Genomic DNA, 21,537 nt, shown 5'->3' with positions numbered 1-21,537 from the left:
TTAAAAACTAAATTTTACACCCGCTGAAAGGATTCTCAATGGCGGCAAATATCCAGCTGACTTAAATTCAGGGTCCGCCCCATCATATTTGGTAAAGGTTAACACATTCTGTCCTTCAAAAAACACCATGCATTGTATATCTTTCAATGGTATATTATAGGAAAGAGAGATGTTTTTTAAACGTACAAAAGATGCATCACTGATAGCCCCATCACTTTCAAAATATTTATAATAAGCATCTACTGCCGCACTATTATTACCATCCGTATATATTGGATATGGAGCAATATCACCAGCCTGTTGCCAATGATTTAAAACAGCAGTAGGTTGGTTTGATTGCGATCCTGGAACTCCAAAAAATAATGTAGAATTGTAATTGATTTGCTTTACAAATTGAAAAAGGAAATCCAATTGCCAGTTCTTGTATTTCAGTTGATTTTGAAAACCTCCAAAATATTTTGGATTAAAATCGCGAAGGGTTGTTTTATCTTCAATACCAGAAATAATTCCATCACCATTTACATCCTCAAAGGTATAAACACCTGTTTGTGGATCTACTCCTGTATAATGATACACTTTTTGAATGTTTAGTGGTTGCCCAATTACATATTGATTTGCATAGGTCGAACTTTCAAGGTCAGGGAACTTTATAAGTTTGTTACGTGAGATAGTAATATTAAAATTACTTATCCAACTAAAATCATTATTTTTTAAGTTTACAGTTCGCAAGGTAAGTTCTACTCCTCTATTTTGTACTACAGCATCCAAATTAGATTGTATGGAAGAAAAACCTGTAGTACCCGGTAACGAAATACCAGTCAACTGATTTGAAGATCGATTGTTATACCATGCAGCTGTTAAAAAAATATGCTCATTTAAGAAACTGGTTTCCAATGCCACTTCCAATTTTTTATTAGTTTCCCATCCAAATTCAGGATTGAACAATCTTGTAGGTTGCAGCCCAATGACTCCATCATAATTAACGCCAGAAGAAGCATACGTATCCAAATATTGGTAATCGCCAATCTGGTCATTACCTGTAATCCCGTAGCTAGCTCTTAATTTTCCAAAACTTAAAATAGTATTGTTTTCCAAAAATCGTTCTTTAGAAAATAACCAAGCTACCCCAACTGCTCCAAAATTTGCAAATTGCTTACCAGAGCCAAATCGACTCGATCCATCTCTTCTTCCTGTAAGGTTTACCATATACTTTTCCTGCCAATTGTAATTTATACGGCCAAAAAATGCCTGATATTTATATTCTGTCTCCTCACTTACCAGCGTATACACATTTGATGCGGATGCCAAATTATAGATCAAACTGTTGCTTGTAAATCCTGACGCGTATTGTACTAACTGATTACCTTTCTGAGATTGATATGTTGCACCTACTAGGGTCTTCAATTTTCCTTTTCCAATAGTTTTATTCCAATTCAGTTGTGGCTCAAAAATCCATGATTCTCGATCAGCGCGGCTTGCAATTAAGCTCGAATATTCAGATCCTAACCCCCAAGCAGGGTTATATCGTGTGGATGGATTAGCTGTGGTCTCTTTGTTAGAAAGTGTGGAATACCCAATACTGGATTTTAGTTGCAAATCATCTGTCAATTGATAAGATAGATTAATATTGGCTATCATATCATTGGTCTTGGCTTCGTAGGTTCCTTCTAAATTGCTAAGCGGATTGTTAAAGGTATTATTCTCCCAATTTAAAGTTCCATCTTCCTTATAAAGTGCAGGAGCATTAGGAGCTATACTTACTGCTTCTCGCATCATATCTACTCGTGGTTGGTTGTTGTTTTGTACGGTATAGCCTACGGATACATTTGTTTTGAACTTTCTATTTTCGGATTCGTGGTTAACGTTCAAATAAACATTGCCTTTTTTATATGCAAAATCGCCAAGAAAAACGGTTGTTTGTTTGTTATAACTACCACTAAGTAAAAATTGTGTTTGTGCAGAACCTCCTGATAATGACGATTGAACATTAGTGACATCGGCAGTACCTCCCAGCAATTCTTTTTGCCAGTTAGTATATCTATTTTGATCCCAGATACCATTTACATCATAGGCATAAGATGGGATTGTTGAAATTCCATCATTAGCATAAGCTTCCTTTCGCATAGCTATATACTCGGGAGTTTTCAACAAATCCATAAATCTAGTTACCTTTCCCATTCCTTGTGAAAAATTGGAAGTAAATTTTAAAGTTCCTGAAGCCCCTTTTTTGGTAGTAATCAATACCACACCATTAGCACCTCTAGAACCATAAATAGCAGTAGCATCTGCATCTTTTAACACCTCAATACTTTCTATCTGATCTGGATTAATACTATTGAGCGGACTTGGTTGCGTTGGCAATACAGCTGAATTAATTCCAGTACCGATAGGATCTGATGCATATGGAACTCCATTAATAATATACAACGGGCTGTTTCCATTAGCTCTTAAACTATTTTGTCCACGAATTTGTATATCAAACCCTCCTCCAGGAACACCTGTAGTTTGTGTAATATTTACTCCAGCCATGCGTCCTTGCATAGTCGCCAATACATCAGAAACAGGTTGTTTTTCAATAGCTGAGGATGTGATTTTAGAAATACTCCCTGTACGTTCACTTTCCTTAACAGCATAGTATCCTGCATTAATATGTACTTCTTGTAAGGTTGTTAAGTCTTCCTGTAATTGCACATTAATTTGAGAACGACCATTTATTGGAACAACCTTAGTTTTATATCCTAAGTAAGAAAAAATTAAGGTGTCTTTTACCGTTACTTCTATAGTATAGAATCCATTTAAATTGGAAACAGTACCTGTACTTTTGCCTTGTACAATAATGGAGACACCTGGCAACTCACCATTTATATCGGTAACAGTACCACTTACTTGTAGTTTTTGTTGTTGAAAATTTAAAATATGTAACCTATTACGTGCCTGCCCGGTAGAGAAAAACAAATAACACCCAAGAATAAAAGGATACATTGCTATTTTAATAGCTTTATTTATTGACTTTTTTTTCATATTATTAAGTATTGGTTAATTGAAACATGCGTTTTGTATTACCATGGCGCTCTATTTGGTTTACAACAAGAGTAGAGCGTCTTTTTTTTTGATTTCAGAAATCTAAATTTTGAATACAACCTATTACCTATTATTTAATACGTTTAAAAAGTGTTATTTTAAGAGGAAGGTTGCCTATTTTTCTATGAGAAATTTTCTGTTTTTTTCATAGAATACGGATCCGTAATTTCAGCGGAATTACTTACGCTGCTTGGTTAAACTTATAGTAAAGGACATTTATATTTTCATACACAATTGTTTTAACAGTTAAATTGATTAACAAATGAAACGAGACTATAAAAAAGTAGAAGATTAGCTAAGAATGTAAGCGGAATTTATACCAATAAAAAGGCATGGAACTCAGCTTATTGTATCAGAGGTACTGGTATACCCGTACACGAATAAGTGAGCCCACGCCATGGTCGTGAGCATCTAAACTTATCATCCCGTGGTTATAAAAATGCCAATTTTCTGATACGAGATTCAAAGCGAATGCTTCAAATTTTTTCTATAAGAAGTATCGCAAATTTAATATTATTTCTAATATTCTTAAACAAATATATAAAATAATACCGACATATATGTCGTTGTGTATATTTTTTTTTCTGTGTCAATTTGATATGATATGAAACAACTAAAAAATGAAAAGCTATTATTAGCAATTCAGAAAGTTTTAAAAGAGCTTCGAGCATCAACATCTTTGACACAAGATGCTGTAATTACTGATATTTACGATAATAAAAATATTACATTAAATCTTGGAAGAATCGAGACAGGCAATAGAAATATTTCTCCAAGCACAATTTTTTTACTTTGTGAATATTATAAGATCACAATTTCAAATTTTTTCGAATTAGTAGAAAAAGCTGACCCTAGCCTAAAGATAAAAAAATAGCCTTATTTTTTATATAAATTTAATTACGGGAAAACCGTAATATTTTTAATCATAAATTATATACATTTAGATTTTTATATAATTGATAAACGCAAGTAAAAACTACTTTTATCCGGAAATATTAATTTTGATAAACAGTTACTTTTTAACGGATATAACGAGTTACCCACAAGCTGAAAACCCACCGCACATTTTAGCACTTTCGGTTTTTTCCGAAACACAAATCCAACGCTAAAAAACCAAAAGAGCTAAAATTTTCCCAACGTTTAAGAATTATGTATTTAAGTATTTGCTTAAATAAGAAATAATTGTAACTTTGCGATATGGAAAATAATTCTTGCATAAGACAACAAGCCGATATTGAGCAAATAAATCGTTGCAAAGACACAGTTTCGGAATTAAGCGAATCGTTCGACTATTTGGCGAACGGACTTTCATTAGTCGGAAATAGCGTTCGCCTGAAAATACTTTACCTACTCTTTGAGGAAAAAAGACTTTGCGTTTGTGATTTAAGCGATATTCTTGGAATGAACATTTCTGCAATCTCTCAACATTTGAGGAAAATGAAAGACAGAAATTTAATAGAAACGGAAAGAGAAGCTCAAACAATATTTTACTCATTGACAGCGGAATACGAAAAAATGTTAAATCCGTTCTTTGAGATACTTGATAAAAACAAAATTTTAGAAACGATATGAAAAGTGATAACAAATTAATTGGTGCAGGTTTATTAACCGCAATTACAGCTTCATTATGTTGTATTACACCAGTTTTGGCTCTAATCGCAGGAACGAGCGGAATTGCTTCAACATTTTCTTGGATAGAACCTTTTAGACCTTATTTAATAGGACTGACAATTTTAGTTCTCGGTTTTGCTTGGTATAAAAAATTAAAACCTCGTAAAGAAATTGACTGCGACTGCGAAACGGACGAAAAACCAAAATTTATTCAATCAAAAAAGTTTTTAAGAATTGTAACCGTATTTGCAATTGTAATGTTGGCTTTCCCATATTATTCTGGAATTTTTTACCCAAACACAGAAAAACAAATAATTGTAGTTGACAAATCGGACATTAAAACCACTGAATTCAAAATCAGCGGAATGACTTGTGCGAGTTGCGAAGAACACGTAAATCACGAAGTAAATAAACTCAATGGAATTGTAAATTCAAGAGCGTCCTACGAAAATGGAAATGCAATCATTGAGTTTGACAAAACCAAAACCAATAAAACGGAAATCGAGAAAGCAATTAACTCAACAGGTTATAAAGTAACCGACAAAAAAGAAAACTAATGGAAGTTCAATTAAAATCAGAAATTACTTGTCCAAATTGTGGACATAAAAAAGTAGAAGAAATGCCAACAGAATCCTGTCAATTCTTTTACGAATGTGAGAATTGTAAAAAAGTATTACAACCAAACGAAGGCGATTGTTGTGTCTATTGCAGTTTTGGTTCAGTAAAATGTCCTTCAATACAACAGAAAGAAAGTTGTTGCTAAAAAGCCAACGCTAAAAGCCATACACATTTGCAATTCGCACGAGCCAATGCTACGCCAAAAATTGCAAAAGAGTATGTCTTTGCCAACGCTGAAAACCAAGCTGAACGGAATAAAGCCAGTGGGTAACAACGTATATAAAAAATAGCGGTTTAGGTGCTAACCTGAACCGTTTTTGCATTTAATTAAGTATCTTGCTTTCCGAAAATTTAGTGCTTAAAATCCGCTACTTTTCATATACAAGACCGTTAGCAACCATATTAACAGACAAAATAACTAACAATTTAAATTTAGAATCATGGAAAAAAATCTTAATCAATTTGAAGAAGTAAAGACAGAATTAAAGTCAAAAAATGTCTTAAAATCATTTGGAGAACAGTATTTGGAAAAACCAGTTATGAAAGGTGATTTTGAACACAATGCTAAAGTCACAATTACTACTTGCACTTTTAGGAATATTCCGACTATTGACGATTTTTAAATCAATATGCCGAAAGTATTAATATTAACATACGGTGAAGACCTTCATGCCGATTACGTTTCAGAATATTTTTCAAAAAATAAAATTGAGTTTCTACGAATTGACACTGAAAGTCTCATCGATAATTATGATATTTTATATAGTACAGAAAAATCTTGCTACACCATAAGTATAGGGGATAAAGACTATGTAATTGACAATTCCTGGAATATCTGGAATCGAAGAGTTATGAATCCTGACGTTGAAAAAGGGTTGCCTAAGGATGTTTCAAATATGATTTTTGAAGAAACTGAAAGAACTTGGGATGGACTATTATTCTCTCACAAGGGAAAAGTTATTAATAGACCTGAAAATCATTTCTTTGCAAATAATAAAATTGACCAGTTAAACTATGCTCTTTGCAACACAGAAAACATTGTCGTTCCAGACACAATCATAACTAATAATCCTAAAGATGTTGAAAGCTTTTTCAAAAAGCACAATGGCAATATTTGTTTCAAACTACAAAAAGGTGTCATTATTAAATCAGGTGATGATTACCAAACTATTTATACAAATAAAGTAACTAAAAAAGATTTAGAAAATATCAATCTAGTAAAATCGCATCCTTGTCAATTCCAAGAGTACATAGAAAAAAACTATGAGATTAGAATTATTGCCACAGATTTTGAACAAATTGGTATTGCAATTCATTCACAAGAATCAGAATTATCTCAAGTGGACTTTCGCAGATATGATTTTGACAATGTTCCATATAACCACATAGAATTGCCAAAAAACATTAAACATTTTTGTTTAAAAATGATAAAGCATTACGGGTTACATTTTGGAGTATTCGATTTCATCTATTCAGCAAATGAAGAATTTGTATTTCTAGAATTAAATCCAAATGGACAATGGTTATGGCTTCAATTAAAATCAGGTTATGATTTGACTCAGATTGTAGCAAGGAATATTATTTATGACAATTGAAATTAAATTAAAAAATACGGTTGCTAATACAGTACATATTGCGGGGCGGGTTCAGTGGTGCGCCAACTGCGGATTCTCGCATCGCAGTTCCGTGTCCTTCGGACAGGAACGCTCCCCGAAATCCGCCACGACAACATGTACCAACCATTAGCTGCAAGTGAAAAGAACGAAACTGTAACATTGAAACCTGATTATAAAATTTGAAAACACAGATAGAAAATATAAGCTCATTGATTGAAGGTTAGTGCAAGAAAAAATTAGTTTTTCCCCGCCCGCTTCTGCCCTTCGGGACAGTTTAGGAAGCCATCGCACATTGCACACATTTGCAAATCGCACAGGCTGACCCACTAACCGAAATTTGCAAAAGAGTGCAATTTACCTTAAGCACTAAACAAAGATAGAACGTTGCGAAATAGACTTTTTAATAATGTTGTTTTTTTAGTATTATCATAATACAATGCATTGGCTCTTGATTCTTGTGCTACTTGATGATTTGCAATTAAAGAACCTTTTATGTCATCCCCAATAGCAATCATAGCACTAAACTCACAATTAGATTGACAATTAAATTTAAAATCGGAATCAATATTTCCAGTTGTAAAATCCATTTCTTTTGCCCCGTAATACACCCCTTTAGGTGTTAGAACCAAAGAAAGAAATTGTTGCATCTGTAATCCTGCTAAACCCATGCTGAAAGCATATACATTTTCTCCTCTATTTAAAAAATGGTCTTTTGATAGCCCTTTAATATAATTTTGGTCCTCCAGCATGCCTGATTGCTCTAGTGATACATCTTCTGGTGAATATTGTCCCATACATTTCATGCACCTTCTTTCTGGATTTGATGTATACGTACGCCATCTTGCTTGTTCCAGATTGTTTGATTTTTTACTAAAGCTTGCATCAATCCCACCATCAATAACAGGTATCATATATGCATAGGCAATACAGTTTAAAACGAACCTTGGCCATGGTCTGTCAACACAACAGAAAATAATGTCGCAATCTAAAGCCGCATTTAATCCTGCTTCTTCAACTATACTGTAGGGAATCGTATGAATTTTTTGACTTGGTAAAAGTTTATATTCATTCAATTTTTTCGAATATGTATCACTTTTTAAATAACCAATATTCTCTTTGTTAATTCCGTGTAGTCTATCTAAGTTTTTAAGCTTGACGATATCGAAATCAATTAAATAAATGTCTTGTATGCCTGTTCTTAATAAAGACTCAGCGATTTGCGAACCGACACTTCCTATGCCAACAATGCCAACTTTTAGCCTGGAAATATCTGCTTGTTTTTTGTTTCCCCACGCAGAGATTGTTCGGATAAATTGTTTATCAAAAATTGGTGGAGGAGTTTGTCTATCATCATATGTGATTGAAAAACTCTTTCCAACGACTTTTACTGATTGGCACCAAATTCTTTCGTATGTTTTGGGTTTTGTTTTATTCCAAAACCTTGCACTCCATGAGCCATCAGTTCCAAGGGTCATTCCTAGTAAAGACTTTCCTGTTACAGCTTTTACTCTAGGAGCTAGCATTTTTTCAGTATTAATATCATCCATACTCATTGACTGCCAACCTAAACAAGGATGACTATGGATGAATACAATGCCTTTTTTCTTTTGTAAAGCAATTTTTATAACCCTGTCAAAATAAACATGATTAAAACTAACATTGCCATGAACATTTCTATCTCCTTTTTCAGGTAGAATGATTTCAGTAATTAGCCCTATAGTTTTAGTCTTACTAGTTCCGATGTTATACAAGGCAAAACATAAATCTTCCTGTCCATCTTCACGAATTAAATGTTTAAGAAGATTTGTGTTTACAGTTTGCTTTATTGTTACGTTATAAATCATTGAAAATCGAATAAAGTTCTTATAAATGCTAAATACTCTTTTGCGTTTTTATCTGAATTATTCCAGCCCCTAAAAGGTCTACTCCAGTATTGGAATTCTGACGTAGGTAGATTTCGACCATGAATTCCACCTGTAGGATGAACACCGCCACCACCTGTAATAGGCATTAGATGTGGTTTGATATATGGCCCAGAAGGTGGATTTAAAGGAAACTGAGGTGCTTCAAGTGCAATCTCAATTTCCTTATTTTTAAATCTTCCTGTTGGGACTATAAATTTAAAAACGACAAACCGATTGTTTAAAATTTCATTTTCAAACCCAAGCTCGGTTAATTGATTTTGTAATTCATTTAATCCAATATTCATATGTACCTAGTTTATGAAACTGTAGCAGCTTCCCTTTTACAAGTTATAAACTTTAAATGCCCAAGCATATCAATACTCTTATGTTCATCATTTTTGTATGTGATGTCCATATGTCCCTTAATTTGTTTTAAGTAAAATTTAGAAGAGTCAAGTCCAATGATTTTAAATATTTCAATTGGTGTCAGTTCTAATTCAATAGTTTCGTATTCTTCATCATCAACTTCAAACTTGATTGATTTTCTTGGCGAAACTTTGAATTTTTCAATACCTGGTTCTTCCAAGTCGACATTTTCATCAAACTGGATAGGTTCATACTCATGACCTTGTATTTTCTTATACAAGTCAAAATCTTCTTCTGGTTCAAAACTAGCAATTTTTAAAATCTCTGAGCCAGAGATAATTTTGTTATCACTTGATAACTGTTTTCCGTTTACTTTAAAATTGAAACTCATTCCTTAATAATTTTTTACTCTTTCAATAAATAAGGCCTGAAAGAAAAACCTAAATATTGCACATGTGAAACAATATTTTCAGCAAAGAAACAATAAAAATTTGTTTCACGCAAGAAAATGTTGTATTATTGTTGAAACAAATATGAGAGTATGGCATCTATAGACATTGAAAAATTCGCTCAATTAGTTAAAAATAAGCGTAGTAAAAAGAATCTGCGAGAAATCGCAAATGAAATAGGAGAAGTTAGTATTTCAACACTTTCTCGTATTGAACAAGGAAAAATTCCAGATTTGTCAACTTACATGAAAATTTGCGAATGGCTTGAAGTGTCTCCTGAAGAGTTTTCAATTGGCAGCCAAAACAAAGAGAAAAGCCACAAAGATGAGATATTTTTTCATTTGAGAGCTGACCAGTCCTTATCTCAGGATGTTGCCGAAGCACTTACAAAAATGATAGAATTAGCTTACAAAAATTCTGATGAATTAAGAAAAAAATAGAGTGCTGTGGTTAGAGGATTTAAAACAAAAGCTAAGAAAAAAGGCTTAGAGATAAGAAAGGAGTTAAATGTTAAACTGAATGAACCTTTAGATTGTTTCGAATTAGTTGATTTTTTAAATATTCCAACCTATCCTGTTGATAAAATGGGAGAATTTGGACTGTCAACCGAGCATATTAATACAATATGTTATTCAGAAGGAAAGCAACAATTTTCGGCTACAACTATATCAGTACCATTTGGGCATTTAATATTCTACAATCAGTCACACAGTTTTGAAAGGACAAATAGTACTTTAGCTCATGAGGCTTCCCATATAATTCTTGGTCATGAATTTTCCTTAATTACAGATATTAAATTTATTGCAAGAGAATTTGACAAAGATAAGGAGGATGAAGCAAATTGGTTGGCTGGGTGTTTATTACTTCCTGAGGAAAGTTTAATTTGGGGTCTAAAAAAGAGAATGAGTATACAAAGTATTGCAGACCATTTTAATATTAGCAAACAAATGACTCAATGGAGATACAATTCTACAGGAATGAAACAACGAATGAAATATGTTAGGTGAACAGCCCACACATCCAAGCACATTTGCAATTCGAACAAGCCAACACACAGCCAAAAATCACAAAAGAGCTTGTCTGTTTGCCATCCCTTTTTTGCCGAACCTAAAAACTAATTTTTTCGGAAATGGCAGTGCTTCGACTGAACGGATTAAGGATTGTAAAGTATTGATAATTAACCGATAATGAATAAAGCCCAGCATACAACACGGTATATAAAACATTTCGCGGAAAGTGCTAATTTTAAGGGCGATACATTTAATAAACATCGCAACGGTTTGATAGGGAATCGCTTTGAAATGCCAAACGTTTCATATACAAGACCATTGTATTTTATTATCAAAAAACTAGTTACTTCAAAGAAATAATTATCGGCTATAAACCCAATAATTTAATATATCGGCTATAAACCCGATATATTTGCATATCGTTTTAAAAACCAATATCTTTGAAATAAAACAGGTAATGAAAGCAATAATAACAGGTGATATTATAAACTCAAGAGAAGGAGAAGTCGAAAGTTGGCTAAATTCGCTTAAAGAGATACTTAATTATTATGGTGATGAACCAAAAGACTGGGAGATATTCAGAGGGGATAGTTTTCAATTATCAATAACTCCTGAAAAAGCAATGCTAGCAGCTATTCATGTTAAATCAGCTATTAAACAAACAAAACTACAAGATGTTCGGATGGCAATAGGCATAGGAGAAGAAAAATATAACGCTTCTAAAATATCCGAATCTAACGGGTCCGCTTATGTACGATCAGGCGAATGCTTTGAATCATTAAAAAAACAAACTCTAGCTATAAGATCAAATAATGAAGAAATGGACCAATCATTTAATATTATGCTTAGCTTATCCTTATTAACAGCTAATAATTGGAGCAGTACAGTTGCGGAAGTTATCAAAACAGCCATAGAGAACTCTGAAAAAAATCAAAAAGGCTTAGCGAAACTTCTTCATAAATCTCAAAGTAGCATTAGTGAAGCTCTTAAAAGAGGTGGGTTTGAAGAAATCATGAGTATGAATAATTTTTATAAAACACAAATTTATAAACTATGCTAATTCTAACTGTTAAATTATTAATTGCTCATATAATTGGTGATTTCGTATTCCAACCTGACAGTTGGGTAGAAGATAAAAAAATTAATAAACATAAATCAAAATTCTTATATATACATGGTTTAGTTCACTTAATAGCACTTATCATATTAGTACAATTTAATTGGCCATATTGGCCATATTTAATAACAATTGTAATAAGTCATTTAATCATTGATCTAATAAAACTTAACCTTGAAGGAATAATAAATAACAGAATATTATTTATTATAGATCAAATATCACATATAATCATAATAAGTATTGTTGTCTATTTAATTACCCCCTACACTATAGATTTAGAAAAGATCTATTCAAAAGAATCGCTTTTATTTATACTTGCACTACTATCCATAACTTTTGTATCATCCATTATTATGAAAATGATAATGACTAAATGGAATTTAGAAGAAGATAGTTCGGATGATTCATTGCAAAATGCTGGAAAGTATATTGGAATTTTAGAGCGTCTTTTTGTATTTGGATTTATAATTTTGAATCAATGGGGAGCAATTGGTTTACTTATAGCTGCTAAATCTGTTTTTAGATTTGGTGATCTTTCTAGAGCAAAAAACAGAAAGCTTACGGAGTATATGTTAATAGGTTCATTGATTAGTTTTGGTCTCGCGATATTAATAGGCTTATCTTATAGGTATTTTATTAGCTAATTTAGTAAATAACGAAAGAATAACACTGTTTATCTATGGAAGTATAATGGATAAAAGTGGGAGATTAATTTTTCGATTAGACTAATTAGTAGAAACTTGCTATAAAAAATGGCTGGATTTTTCAAAAAAATATTATTACTGGAAAATATACTACTGACACTGTATTTAATTTATACTTACATTTAAATTAGAAACAAACCTACAAACATTTTGATAAAACGATAGAGCAACTAGCTCAAAGATTCATACAAATTTATCTTTATAACTATTTACGGGAAAACCGTAATATTTTTAATCATAAATTATATACTTTTAGATTTTTATATAATTGATAAACGCTAGTAAAAACTACTTTTATCCGGAAATATTAATTGATAAACAGTAACTTTTTAAGGGTTATAACGAGTTGCCAAAAATAACAAACAACTAATAATGGAGAGAGAAGAGAGGAATTTCAAAAGTTTACAAGAATAAAGAAAATGAATTTCATATAGCAATTACAACGAAAGACCCAAAAACAAATGTTTCACTATATGTTATTCAATGCTTATAAATTATATAACTATGACAGAGCAAGAAGAAAAAATAAGTAAACTTGGAAATCTTTTAGAATTAATTACACAATCTGAAAGAGACCAAAATTCCTTTGATAATTTGTACAAAAAAATACAAGAGGAATATTTTACAGAAAACAATGAATACGGAAGTATTTCATACAGAAAGAATCTTAAACAAACAATTGAAAAGAAAGCTAAATCTTTTATATTAGCTAAAAGAAAATGGAAGTCAGAGAATAAATTAGATAGACCATTTTCAGATTTTATAAATAATTTTAAAATGGATGTAAATAGAGAATTATCACGATTAAGACTTAAAAACATATCCGATACGACCATTGAATAATAAAAACTCAACGTCTTGATAGTTTTTACATTCATAACGAGAACAAACAACTAACGGATAATCGGAGCTTGTGCTAATAATATCAATAGATACAACACCTTCAAGTTCGGTAAGATCAATAAATGAATTATCTTCTAATTTTAAATACCATACTTTGATACCATTGTTATCACATTTAAAAGTAAATCCATATTTAGTAAAATCAAAAGACATAATGATAAAATTACTTTTGGCAACACCTTATAAAATTAATGCTACCTATTAAACTTAATAACGAAACTTTAACTTATTAATAATGCTTTTTTATAACTTGATAATTAAATTATTCAATCGCACTAATCTTATAAAAACTCGTTGTGTGCCATTTGAACAAACCAAATAAATGAATAGACAAACCAAATTTATAGTTTTATTTTTTTGCATTATAAAACTAATTTTACATCTAATTGCAGACAGTCATTCAGGATTTCAGGGAGATGAACTATTACATATTGAAACAGGAAAACACCTTGCATTTGGCTATATGGAATTTCCGCCATTAATTGCCGCCTTTGCATTTATCCAAAATTTATTTCATTCTAATTCCGTATTTATTCACCATATTTTCCCACACATTGCCGCAATACTCATTATTATTTATGTAGCAAAAACAACCCTTGAATTAGGAGGGAAAAACAAAGCAGTATTTTTAGTGCTATTAGCTATAATTATTGCACCAGGTTTTGGGCGCTCGGAGCAACTTTTTCAACCTGTAGTTTTTAGTCAATTATTTTGGGTTTTAGGGTTTTACCAATTAGTGAAATTTACAAAACACCTCGATAAAAAATCTTTGTGGTACCTTACATTATTTTGTATTCTTGGCTTTTTGGTAAAATATGACAGCATCTTTTTCATTTTTGGACTCTCGGCATTATTAGTTTATCAAAGAACAAGAACAGCTTTAATAAAGCACAAATTTTGGTTAAATATCCTTTTATTTCTTATTTGCATTGCACCAAATATCATTTGGCAATTTTTAAATGATTTTCCGCTACTACAAATGACAGATAGACTATATGAAACACAATTAGATAAAATAAGTCGGTTTGAAAATTTTACAAGTTTATTAATTGCAATTAATCCGATAGTATCTCTGTTATTGGTAATTCCAGCCCTTTTTTATCTTTTCAAGTCAAAAGACCAAATTTTTGTTCGCATAATATCCACAACAATTGGAATGTCTTTTCTACTACTTTTGTTTAAAAATGGTAAAGCTTATTATTTCTTCCCGATTATATTAACACTCCTGTCATTTGGAGCAATATTTTGGGAGCAAATAGTATTACATAAAAGAAAATGGATAATTTATCCAATGTCGTTTTTAATGATTTTAGGTGCTGTACTTATTCCTTTCGGAATGCCTGTCTATAGCTTTAATCGTTATCTTGAAAAAGTATATCCACACGAAATAAAACAAATTGAAGGTGGCAAATTTGGAATTAAATATGATGAGTATTATACAAAAGAAAAATGGAAAACAACAATGCTGACATTAAAAATGGTTTACGACAGTTTACCCGATAATGAAAAAAAGAATTGTTTAATTTGGGGCAAACATTATGCACAGGCGGGAGCGGTAAATTTGTTTCGAGCAACGTACAATCTTCCAAAAGCTTTTTCTTATCACGGAAGCTTTTACAGTTGGGCACCAAAAGGTAAAATGCCCAATACTATTATTGCATTGAGTTATCAAGTTGGCGATTTCTTTAAGCCCTACTTTGAGAAAGTAACTTTGGTGAAATCAATTTATAATCCGTATGCCGACAATGAAGAAGAACTTTATCAAAGAGTTTATATCTGTGAAAGTCCCAAACAAGATTTCGGAAAAATGAACGTATTATTTGAGAAAAGAATATTTGAATGAAAAACGGCACACAACAATGTATATAAAAAATAGGCGAAACAGTAGTGAAATCAAGGGTTTTAACTCGTGTCAAACTTCGTACTTCACTGAAAGTTTAGTGCTTCGAAACCGCCTACTTTTCATATACTAACCGTTGTAGCACATTTGAAAAAAAGACTGCAAAAAGAAAAATTAATAATCAAATATTTTTAAGTTGACTAATATGAAGAAAAGGATTTATAGAATTTCGATTATATTTAATATCATTTTTTTACTAGGTTATGGACTAAATTGGATTAATAGTCCAACATACAAACTTGGACGACTTGAAAAAGAAGTGAAAATTGGGATTTTCGGTTCTGATTCAGCTATTTTTACTATTCCAAAAGGATTGACTGTAAGAAACATTTCAGAACGTGGAATTAGTGCAATCGGACAATTTGAAAATGAAAGGTTTGAAATAGTAATAACATCTGATGATTCAAAATTGGTGAATTACGATTTACCAAAAGATAGTTTACAAACATTTGGAAATTTCTATTCTGCAGATGTGAATAAATATAATGAGTAATGAAAAACGTGCTACAACACCTCATAAAATTTATGCTTAAATTTGAATTAATACAAAACAACAATAATTCTAACAAACCGATTTGCATCGTTCGAAAAATCTCCGATTTTCCAAACGCACAAATCTTATAAAAACTCGTTGGCTTTAATGCGGACAAAAAAAATTGAAATAGTAACTTAAAACAGAAAAAGATGAATTATTTAGGAATGATTGGACCTTATCAATTGATTATAATATTAATAGCTGTATTTCTTGGAATTATACCGACAATTATCGCTCTAATTGACATTTTAAAGAGTAAATTCAATGGAAATGATAAAATTGTTTGGGCTCTAGTTGTTCTATTTCTAAATTTGTTAGGAGCAATTTTATATTTTACAATTGGCAGAAAACAAAAACAGACTAATTAACAATTAAAGAAATATGAAAAATTTAAAAATCTATTATCTCGCTATTATAATTCCTTTAATAATTATATTCATATTTTATAAATTTCAGATTATTGATTCGACTTATTTATTAATTCTATTTTTAATTTATGTCACTATTTATCGAACTTACACTGATAGCAAAAGGCTTATTGATAAAAAGATTATTTCTAAAAAAGACTTTTGGAAATTGTTAATTCCAGGAACACGAATTGAACATTTCAGAGAATTATATATAAAATGAGTTTCCCCTATTATAAAAAACTAAATAAACCGATTTTAGATATGAAAAATGATTATTACAAAAAAGCACTAAAAGCCAACAATGTATAAAATTTATGCTCAAATCGGATTTAATACGAACCGACAAACATTCAACAAGCGATTTGCTACAACCGAAAAATCTCCGATTTTCCAGTCGCACAAATCTTATAAAAAATCGTTGGCTGTAATTAAAAAATGACAGAAAAACTATCAAAGTATAAATTTAAAAGAATTGTATTTGAGTCATTCAAAAATGGACTTCGATTACATTTTGATTCAATTTTACTATATTCAAATAGCTCTTTCCCTTCTGCCTTTCAATTATCTGTTTTAGCAATGGAGGAATTTGCAAAATCAAATTGGGTTGAACATTATTATTGGTCTTCAATAACTAATGACGGATTTCCTGAAAAAGAGTTTGAACAAAAATGGCTAAAAGAACTTTATTTACATTCTAGTAAACAAACAGCTTTCTTCAGTTTAGATGATATTTGGAGTTATTCTCCAAAATTTGTTGAATTTGTTAAAGATAAAAAGCTTGACCAAAAAAAACAGAAAGCAACATATGTTGGATTAGATAGAATAAAAAGTAAGATTGATGTAACAAGTAGAATTAGCACTCCACAAAGGATAAAAGAGAAAGATGCTAAACAAATGGTATCTTTATTAAATGACTATTTAAAAGAGGTTTGTTCGAGAAAATTATCACAAGAAGGTTATTTTGATATTTACGAAAAAGACGAACTTTTAACTCAAGATTTATTAACAAAACTTAATAAATGGGAATTCAAATCTGGACTACGAGGAAATAAATGGTTTAATGAATGGATTTCTAAATGGAAAAAAACTACAGCCAACACCGTGTAAAATTAATTGCTGGTTTCAGCCAATTTACGAAAGTCCTCGCGGACTTTCTATCTGTGTTTTATTTGCTAACTTTAGTGCTTAAAACACGCAACTAATCTTACACAAACACGTTGGCAAACAGTTGATGAAAAGCAATCCGAACGATTATTGAAATGAAAGAATATTTAGATAAATGTCTGAACAAATATTATCTCAGAATTTTGAACCATAACGGATTTGAAATGAGCGAATCTGATTTTAGCGGAATGGGTGGAATTTATCGTTTTAAGAATAGTTGGTTAAACTTTGATATTATAAATGACAGAGGAATAATTGAAACTCAAATTTCTTCACTTTTCTCTGAAAATTTTTATGATTTTGGAGTAATAAACATTTATCTCAATCGGAGAAATAAATCTAAGGAGGAAAAACCAAAATTTGGAAAATCCGACTTATCAAAAAGATTGAATTTAGAGCAAGAAAGTGAATTATTTGAAAATAATCTCCCTGAATTAAAAGTAATGTTTAACGAGAAAAATTACAAATTAACCGAATCAGAATTGAATAAAATTGAAAATGAACGTATGAAATTATTATTAGGATAAAAAAACCGATTTGCCAACACCTCATAAAATTTATGCTTACATTTAAACTAAATAACTAACTGACAAACATTCAACAAACGATTTGCTACGTCCGAAAAATCTCCGATTTCTCAGTCGCACAAATCTTATAAAATATCGTTGTATGCCATTAAAAGCCAAACGCACAAACAGCACTTTTGGTTTTGGCGACACACATAGCAAACGCTGAAAAACCCAAAGAGCTGTTTTTTACATACTAAAACAATGACTAATACAGGACACATATCGAAACTTCATCTCTTTGCAAAGGACACAGATGCCCCGGATGTCATTAAAGGGTTTAAATATCAAGAGCTTAAAACTTTGGAAGTTTGGTTATACAACAAGGTCTATGGAATTGATGAGCATATTTACTGTGATTTTGAAGATGATATTTTTCAAAGAGACCTGACTTCATTTAAATCAACATTCAAACAACTAAAACTCTATTCATCCAAGAATTTTTCATTCTCAAGCATTGAAATAACCAAATCATTAGCTCACTTCTTTATGCTTTTTGTAAAGGGTGAGTATTTAATGGATGCCCCTCTTTTTATATTCGAAACAAATACTTCAATAGCAGCTAAAAGAGGTGATAATGATGCGGAACTATTATCAAAGTGGGCTTCAAATCAAGATAAACCTTCTCCTGAGCTACTTGCTAAATGTACAGTCAAGTTGAAGACAATTATAGATTCTTACATACAAGAGCAGTATGAGAATTTAAAAACAGATGGAGACAATAGAGAGCTGCTGATTGCAAAAGAGGTGTATGATAAATTACCTGAGAATGTTTGGGAGACTTTTGCAAAATCAATTCGGTGGGTATTTGATGGAATATCAAGTGAAAAAGCAATTGACGTCTCCATTGAAAATTCATTTGAATTAATACGTCAGTTACCCTTTCCTATCAGCAAGGATGAGCAGTCATTAGTTTTTGATAGACTTAGAGGCGTAGTCGGTGATAAATCAATGGAGTCAGATCCTGAAAATCGCTTACTTACGAATGAACTCCTTGACAGTCAACTGTTAAGTTTAGGCAGTAAGGACGACAAGGTGTACCTGGATTCATACGAGTTATGGAAAGATGTTAAGGATATTCCAAATTTTAATATTGGCGAGTTTTATCAAGTACTTTTTGCTGCAAAACATTATAGAAGAAACAGCTACTTAGTAGACCAAAGTGAATTATGGCTAAATCTCTTAACGATTTACCAAAATCATGCGGACATTTTAAGAAGACTGAAGAGAGAAGCTATATATGAAATTGTATGGTTGACATTAAGGCCATCTGTTGATGAAAGGCCGAAGAAAAATTTAAAAGGATTAGAGGGGATTATCAATGATTACTTTTCTTATATTCGAGTATTTACTGATTTAGGAAGTCTTGAAGATTCTCTCAATTTACTGACTGTAATATCAACAACACAAAAGCTAGATCTAATTGATATTGAAGAAGGTCAGATTCTAGAATGGTTTGAACTTTTCGATTCAATAGTCGAAGAGCAAAAAGCCGTAGCAGCAGATAGAAATATTTATTGCAGTCTTCTAGAGTTAGAAGGATTTTCAAGTCTTAATAAGAGCTCTATTTGTATTGGATCTGATAACAAAGAAAACGCCCTAGCATGTTTCAATGAAATAATCGTTGAATTACCTAATGCTCCACAATATGCCATTTCTCAATTAGGCAAAAGAGTTGATGCCATTGTTGATTTAGCCATTCAGTTCGGATTGGATGATGAATTTCTTGAGTTTGAGAAATATTCAGAAGATATCCTACCACTTGTTCAACAACGTGAGGGTGATTTTAGTGCTGCAAAACGTTACACCGAGAAAGGATGGAAACATCTACACTCGACAAATTCCAAGGGTATTTTAAAAGCCCTAGACTTTTTTCATAAGGCTAAAGATCTTTATCAGAATGAAGCTACTTATGAAGGTTTTATTTTGGCTGTAATGGGTATATCCCAATTATATTCAGCTATTGGAATGAACCTTGCAGCGAAATACTATTCATTATCTGCCATTTGGTTCTGCTTTCAAAAGGAAGATTCTCAACTCTACAAACGCATAAGTGATTCTTATGCATTGCTGCTACATTATGATTTTAAGCAAGGATCATGGATGAGTTATTTACAAGTATTTGAAAATTACATAACAGCACGCAACGAATTTGACCATAGGGAATTTGATCCGGAGACAGATGAACTTTTTAGAAAAACACTTGTGGAATGTGCCTTTATTATTGGCTTAGCACCTATTCTAACGAACCAATTAACAGGGTTTATTGATTTCGAAAAAAATAGAATGGGTCAATTGTACTTAGATTTTCTGAAGGACATGGTTGATTACATTGAAAAGGAACAAAGTACAATTGGTCTGAATGAGCTTATTGCCCGTAAACTTGAAAACCCTCCAATTAATGATCTTGGTTTAAGAAGAAATATAAGTTGGAAGGCTTTTGGTAGCGGGTGGAACATAGAGTTTGAAAATGATTTTTTAACTAATTCAGTTGGTGAGGAGTTTGCTTCTTTAATTCAAATCATTCAAGCCGAAATTGCTTTGCGTGATGTTGACTTTCATTTGACTAAGGGGCGAATAAATATCATAATTGAATCGGTTGATAATCCAAAAGGCCCAGAACAACTTCCATCAAATTCGGAATACCACTGGAAAGTATTTCTGCCTGTTCTTAAATCAAAAGAACCTACTGAAAAGAACATGCATTATGCAGCAATCACTGTTGCTTTTCAAGTGATATTAAATGAATTGAGCCTCCTATCAGCTGATGATTTTCAAGAAAAGTTTCATACCTTATTTAAAGAGGGACTTGGTAATAGAGCTTTAACTATTAATGCTTATCAAAGAGCATATAGAGATTTGATCTCTGAGGACAAATTCAAAGAGTCCATGAGAAACAAATTCCAATCTGAAATTTTGAATATTCAACAGCATGAATCTGATACTCTCTCTTCAAAAAAAAACGATAGTCCACTCTACAATAGAGACAATTCAATTGAAAATATTAAGGAACGTTACAAAAATTGTATTGGCGTAATACATCTGACTCTTGAACGCTTAAAACAATCTGACCAGTTTAATGCAGAACTGAATAGATTGAAAGGTAAAGGATGGTTAGACTGGCAAATAGTACTTGCTCTTTACAACAACATTGTTGACCTAAAGGCAAAAAACTTACTTGGCCAAAATAGCAAAACATATTCCAACGATGAAGAATGGCTCGAAGATTTTCAAAAAACCTTTCATAAAATCAGATTTAAGGACGAGTCGGAAACTTACGTTGAGATACCAATAAGTGAATTGATCGGACAAAACTTGGAGCTTCAATTGAAACAAGTAGCACATCATGTACTCAAGTCATTTGGACTAGAAGATAAATCTCGTTTCCCAAATTTTGAAGCATTGAAGTCATTCTTGAACGAAAGATTTAGATTTCAAGAGGATGAAGTGATAGAATTATCACCGTTTAATAAAGAACAATAATGAAACACCAACCAATAGCATCCATACACATTGTCAAGTCGCTCAAAGCCAACCGCCCAAGCCAAAACTTGTCAAAGAGTATGTCTGCACCAACGCT

22 protein-coding genes are annotated in these 21,537 nt (G+C 31.7%); 18 read left to right on the top strand and 4 right to left on the bottom strand.

The genetic code is table 11. The annotated features are described in order from the left end of the window. Complete coding sequence (locus tag R3342_RS07055) at positions 1 to 3,021, bottom strand: SusC/RagA family TonB-linked outer membrane protein (RefSeq protein ID WP_318939309.1); 3,021 nt, start codon at positions 3,019 to 3,021, stop codon at positions 1 to 3. A 664-nt stretch (positions 3,022 to 3,685) separates the two neighbouring features. On the opposite strand from R3342_RS07055, the gene R3342_RS07050 reads away from it, so the two are divergent. The 6 genes from R3342_RS07050 to R3342_RS07025 all read left to right on the top strand — a co-directional run bounded on the left by R3342_RS07050 (position 3,686) and on the right by R3342_RS07025 (position 6,905). Then, positions 3,686 to 3,955 carry a helix-turn-helix transcriptional regulator gene (locus R3342_RS07050; RefSeq protein WP_318939307.1) on the top strand — a complete coding sequence of 90 codons (270 nt, stop codon included), beginning with the start codon at positions 3,686 to 3,688 and terminating at the stop codon, positions 3,953 to 3,955. A gap of 323 nt (positions 3,956 to 4,278) precedes the next feature. Further along, positions 4,279 to 4,653: an ArsR/SmtB family transcription factor gene (locus tag R3342_RS07045; protein WP_147860722.1), complete on the top strand. Its 375-nt coding sequence runs from the start codon at positions 4,279 to 4,281 to the stop codon at positions 4,651 to 4,653. Then, complete coding sequence (gene merTP / locus R3342_RS07040) at positions 4,650 to 5,249, top strand: mercuric transport protein MerTP (protein WP_225037319.1); 600 nt, start codon at positions 4,650 to 4,652, stop codon at positions 5,247 to 5,249. Before R3342_RS07045 ends, merTP begins: the two co-directional genes overlap by 4 nt. After that, the gene (locus R3342_RS07035) at positions 5,249 to 5,455 is read left to right on the top strand and encodes a GDCCVxC domain-containing (seleno)protein (RefSeq protein WP_318939299.1); all 207 of its coding nucleotides are present in this window, start codon (positions 5,249 to 5,251) and stop codon (positions 5,453 to 5,455) included. The genes merTP and R3342_RS07035 overlap by 1 nt, the downstream gene beginning before the upstream one ends. A gap of 295 nt (positions 5,456 to 5,750) precedes the next feature. Then, positions 5,751 to 5,933 carry a hypothetical protein gene (locus R3342_RS07030; RefSeq protein ID WP_318939298.1) on the top strand — a complete coding sequence of 61 codons (183 nt, stop codon included), beginning with the start codon at positions 5,751 to 5,753 and terminating at the stop codon, positions 5,931 to 5,933. A 6-nt stretch (positions 5,934 to 5,939) separates the two neighbouring features. Next, positions 5,940 to 6,905, top strand: coding sequence for an MvdC/MvdD family ATP grasp protein (locus R3342_RS07025; RefSeq protein WP_413468702.1), 966 nt, complete (start codon positions 5,940 to 5,942; stop codon positions 6,903 to 6,905). 380 nt (positions 6,906 to 7,285) lie between these two features. On the opposite strand, the gene R3342_RS07020 is transcribed toward R3342_RS07025, so the two are convergent. The 3 genes from R3342_RS07020 to R3342_RS07010 are packed head-to-tail and all read right to left on the bottom strand — an operon-like array spanning position 7,286 to position 9,587. Beyond that, positions 7,286 to 8,770 carry a ThiF family adenylyltransferase gene (locus tag R3342_RS07020; RefSeq protein WP_318939292.1) on the bottom strand — a complete coding sequence of 495 codons (1,485 nt, stop codon included), beginning with the start codon at positions 8,768 to 8,770 and terminating at the stop codon, positions 7,286 to 7,288. Continuing rightward, a complete protein-coding gene (locus R3342_RS07015; RefSeq protein WP_318939290.1) occupies positions 8,767 to 9,135 on the bottom strand; it encodes an E2/UBC family protein in 369 nt (122 codons plus the stop codon). The genes R3342_RS07020 and R3342_RS07015 overlap by 4 nt, the downstream gene beginning before the upstream one ends. An 11-nt stretch (positions 9,136 to 9,146) precedes the next feature. After that, the gene (locus R3342_RS07010; RefSeq protein WP_318939288.1) at positions 9,147 to 9,587 is read right to left on the bottom strand and encodes a multiubiquitin domain-containing protein; all 441 of its coding nucleotides are present in this window, start codon (positions 9,585 to 9,587) and stop codon (positions 9,147 to 9,149) included. Between the two features lie 150 nt (positions 9,588 to 9,737). Between R3342_RS07010 and R3342_RS07005 the strand changes: the two genes are divergently transcribed. The 12 genes from R3342_RS07005 (at position 9,738) to R3342_RS06950 (ending at position 21,440) form a co-directional block, all read left to right on the top strand. Beyond that, positions 9,738 to 10,085 carry a helix-turn-helix transcriptional regulator gene (locus tag R3342_RS07005; protein WP_318939286.1) on the top strand — a complete coding sequence of 116 codons (348 nt, stop codon included), beginning with the start codon at positions 9,738 to 9,740 and terminating at the stop codon, positions 10,083 to 10,085. 6 nt (positions 10,086 to 10,091) lie between these two features. Next, positions 10,092 to 10,652: an ImmA/IrrE family metallo-endopeptidase gene (locus tag R3342_RS07000; RefSeq protein WP_318939284.1), complete on the top strand. Its 561-nt coding sequence runs from the start codon at positions 10,092 to 10,094 to the stop codon at positions 10,650 to 10,652. Between the two features lie 460 nt (positions 10,653 to 11,112). Then, positions 11,113 to 11,715, top strand: a complete 603-nt coding sequence (locus R3342_RS06995) for a SatD family protein (protein WP_318939282.1) — start codon at positions 11,113 to 11,115, stop codon at positions 11,713 to 11,715. Further along, complete coding sequence (locus tag R3342_RS06990; protein ID WP_318939280.1) at positions 11,709 to 12,419, top strand: DUF3307 domain-containing protein; 711 nt, start codon at positions 11,709 to 11,711, stop codon at positions 12,417 to 12,419. The genes R3342_RS06995 and R3342_RS06990 overlap by 7 nt, the downstream gene beginning before the upstream one ends. A gap of 564 nt (positions 12,420 to 12,983) precedes the next feature. Then, positions 12,984 to 13,322 carry a hypothetical protein gene (locus R3342_RS06985; RefSeq protein WP_318939278.1) on the top strand — a complete coding sequence of 113 codons (339 nt, stop codon included), beginning with the start codon at positions 12,984 to 12,986 and terminating at the stop codon, positions 13,320 to 13,322. 70 nt (positions 13,323 to 13,392) lie between these two features. Further along, the gene (locus R3342_RS06980; protein WP_318939276.1) at positions 13,393 to 13,587 is read left to right on the top strand and encodes a hypothetical protein; all 195 of its coding nucleotides are present in this window, start codon (positions 13,393 to 13,395) and stop codon (positions 13,585 to 13,587) included. Between the two features lie 117 nt (positions 13,588 to 13,704). Continuing rightward, a complete protein-coding gene (locus R3342_RS06975) occupies positions 13,705 to 15,225 on the top strand; it encodes a glycosyltransferase family 39 protein (RefSeq protein WP_318939274.1) in 1,521 nt (506 codons plus the stop codon). Between the two features lie 202 nt (positions 15,226 to 15,427). Continuing rightward, positions 15,428 to 15,775: a hypothetical protein gene (locus tag R3342_RS06970; RefSeq protein WP_318939273.1), complete on the top strand. Its 348-nt coding sequence runs from the start codon at positions 15,428 to 15,430 to the stop codon at positions 15,773 to 15,775. A 191-nt stretch (positions 15,776 to 15,966) separates the two neighbouring features. Next, a complete protein-coding gene (locus R3342_RS06965) occupies positions 15,967 to 16,185 on the top strand; it encodes a PLD nuclease N-terminal domain-containing protein (protein WP_318939270.1) in 219 nt (72 codons plus the stop codon). Positions 16,186 to 16,662: 477 nt separating this feature from the next. Continuing rightward, complete coding sequence (locus R3342_RS06960; RefSeq protein ID WP_318939269.1) at positions 16,663 to 17,334, top strand: AbiV family abortive infection protein; 672 nt, start codon at positions 16,663 to 16,665, stop codon at positions 17,332 to 17,334. Between the two features lie 152 nt (positions 17,335 to 17,486). Beyond that, complete coding sequence (locus R3342_RS06955) at positions 17,487 to 17,918, top strand: hypothetical protein (RefSeq protein WP_318939267.1); 432 nt, start codon at positions 17,487 to 17,489, stop codon at positions 17,916 to 17,918. Positions 17,919 to 18,161: 243 nt separating this feature from the next. Further along, a complete protein-coding gene (locus tag R3342_RS06950; RefSeq protein ID WP_318939264.1) occupies positions 18,162 to 21,440 on the top strand; it encodes a hypothetical protein in 3,279 nt (1,092 codons plus the stop codon). Positions 21,441 to 21,537 lie beyond the last annotated feature (97 nt).

Origin of the sequence: Lutibacter sp., assembly GCF_033723435.1 — a bacterium.
Classification (GTDB): Bacteria; Bacteroidota; Bacteroidia; order Flavobacteriales; family Flavobacteriaceae; genus Lutibacter.
The sequence above is the reverse complement of the archived record's forward strand: the minus strand, read 5'-3'. Positions and strand labels throughout refer to the sequence as shown.